At 70.2% G+C, this 2,148-nt stretch carries 4 protein-coding genes; 2 read left to right on the top strand and 2 right to left on the bottom strand.

Annotated elements, in window-relative coordinates; all coding sequences use genetic code 11:
- Positions 1–398: permease (locus V7Q31_RS18925; RefSeq protein ID WP_333835385.1), on the bottom strand; the 398-nt coding region annotated here is incomplete at its 3' end.
- Between the two features lie 46 nt (positions 399–444).
- The gene (locus V7Q31_RS18920; protein WP_333835384.1) at positions 445–777 is read right to left on the bottom strand and encodes an ArsR/SmtB family transcription factor; all 333 of its coding nucleotides are present in this window, start codon (positions 775–777) and stop codon (positions 445–447) included.
- A gap of 125 nt (positions 778–902) precedes the next feature.
- Here V7Q31_RS18920 and V7Q31_RS18915 point away from each other — a divergent pair, with 125 nt between their 5' ends.
- On the top strand, positions 903–1,763 hold the full coding sequence (locus tag V7Q31_RS18915; RefSeq protein WP_333835383.1) for a metalloregulator ArsR/SmtB family transcription factor: 861 nt from the start codon (positions 903–905) through the stop codon (positions 1,761–1,763).
- Positions 1,760–2,148 (top strand): arsenic resistance protein (locus V7Q31_RS18910; RefSeq protein ID WP_442976780.1); only part of this gene is annotated, 389 nt, incomplete at its 3' end. The genes V7Q31_RS18915 and V7Q31_RS18910, both read left to right, overlap by 4 nt.

Raw genomic sequence — 2,148 nt, 5'->3', positions numbered from 1 at the left:
ATCACCGGCGAGGCCAGCCAGAACGCCATCACCGGCGCCAGCGGCACGCCCATCGCGAGCAGCGCCGCGATCAGCGGGATGACCCCGCAGGAGCAGAAGGGCGACAGCGCGCCCATCGTCGCCGCCGTCGCCACCATCGCCGCCTCGCGACCGTGGAAGGCGCGCGCGATCAGATTGTCGGCGCCGGACGCCGCCGCATAGGCCGCGATGCCGACCGAGAGCAGCAGCCACGGCGCGACCGAGGCGAGCGCGCCCGCCATGAAGCGCAGCGAGGCCGGCGCCTGCGCCGGATCGGCGAGCGCCAGCGCCGCGAGAATGGCGAGGATCGCCAGCGCGACCCGGTCGAAGCCGAAGGCGGCGGCGCCGAGACGGCGGACGCCGAGAGCGAGAGCGGTCATGACGACTCCTCTGGAGACATGGTTGCGTCTGGACAAAAAAGGGGGCTCATGCGGCGTCTCCGGCGGCGCAGACGCCAGTCGAGACGCCGGGGGAGACGCCCGTGCAGCATTCGCTCTCGACATAGGCGAGCAGCGCGCGCATGGCGGCGAAATCGGCGCGGTTGACGGTCTCGCGCCCGCGTCGCTCCTGCGACACCAACCCGGCTGCGACGAGCGCGCCCAGATGGTGCGACAGGGTGGACGGCGCGAGGCCGAGATGGCGCACGATCTCTCCCACGGTCAGCCCGTCCGGCCCGGCCTTGATCAGCAGGCGGAACAGCTTCAGCCGGGCCTCGTGGCCCAGCGCGGCGAGCGATGCGGCGGCGGCGCAATCCTTCATGATGCTTCTATAGAACTAGATGCGTCGTTTCGTCAATGGTCCCTCTGCACGGCGCCCGCGCGACAAGGCCCCGCTGTCATCGAAACTTCATTCGCGAAGTCTCGAAGCGACGATAGAGTGCGCGCATGACCGATGCGCCCTCCGACCTCTTCGCCGCCCTCGGCCAGCCGAACAGGCTGGCGATCTTCCGGCTGCTGGCGCGGCGCGCCCCGGACGGCGTGCCCGCCGGCGAGATCGCCGAGGCTGTGGGGATCAAGCCGAACGTCGCCTCGGTGCATCTCGCCATCCTCGCGCGCGCCGGCCTGATCGCAGGCGCGCGGGCGGGCAAACAAATCCTCTACCGCATCGACCTCGTCCGCGCGGGGTCGCTGATCGACTATCTCGCGCTCGACTGCTGCCGCGGCCGCCCTGAGCTGTGCGCGCCGCTGACAGCCGCAATCCTCTCCAATCCCGCCCGACAGGAGCCCTCCATGGCCGAGTCCCGGATCTTCAACGTGCTGTTCATCTGCTCGGGCAACTCCGCCCGCTCGATCATGGCCGAGGCGATCCTCGAGCGCGAGGGCGGCGGCAAGTTCCGGGCGTTCTCCGCCGGAACGCGCCCCACCTCCGAACTCAACCCGCTCGCCGTCGAGAAGCTCGCCTCGCTCGGCCACGACACCTCCAAGCTGCGCTCCAAGAACGTGGCCGAGTTCCAGACGCTCGACGCGCCGCGGATGGATTTCGTGTTCACCGTCTGCGACCTCGCCGCCAACGAGGAGTGCCCGCCCTGGGCCGGTCAGCCGATCTCCGGCCATTGGGGCATGCCCGACCCGGTCAAGGTGGAGGGGACGATGGCCGAGCGCCAGCTCGCCTTTTCCGAGACCTACCGCCAGCTCAAGCATCGCATCTCGGCCTTCGCGAACCTGCCGGTCGCCTCGCTCGACCGAATCTCGCTGCAGCGCGAAGTCGACCGGATCGGCCGCATGGACGCGCGGACCGACGCGTGACGCGCTCAGCCGACGCGGCCCCTGCGCCCGAGGCGGCGCTGGGGTCTTTCGAGCGGCTGCTCTCGCTTTGGGTGGCGCTGTGCATCGCCGGCGGGGTGGCGCTCGGCGCGCTCGCGCCGGGGCTGTTCGGCGCGCTGGCCGCGCTCGAAGTCGCCTCGGTCAACCTGCCCGTCGCCCTGCTGATCTGGGCGATGGTCTATCCGATGATGGTCGCGGTGGATTTCGCCGCGCTCGCCCGCGTCGGCGAGAAGCCGAAAGGCCTGATCATCACGCTGGCGGTCAACTGGCTGATCAAGCCGTTCACCATGGCCGCGCTGGGCGTGCTGTTGTTCGAGGTGGTCTTCGCCGACATGATCGCGCCGGAGGATGCGCAGCAATATCTCGC

Source organism: Rubrimonas sp., from assembly GCF_036788415.1.
Lineage (GTDB): Bacteria > Pseudomonadota > Alphaproteobacteria > Rhodobacterales > Rhodobacteraceae > Rubrimonas.
The sequence above is the reverse complement of the archived record's forward strand: the minus strand, read 5'-3'. Positions and strand labels throughout refer to the sequence as shown.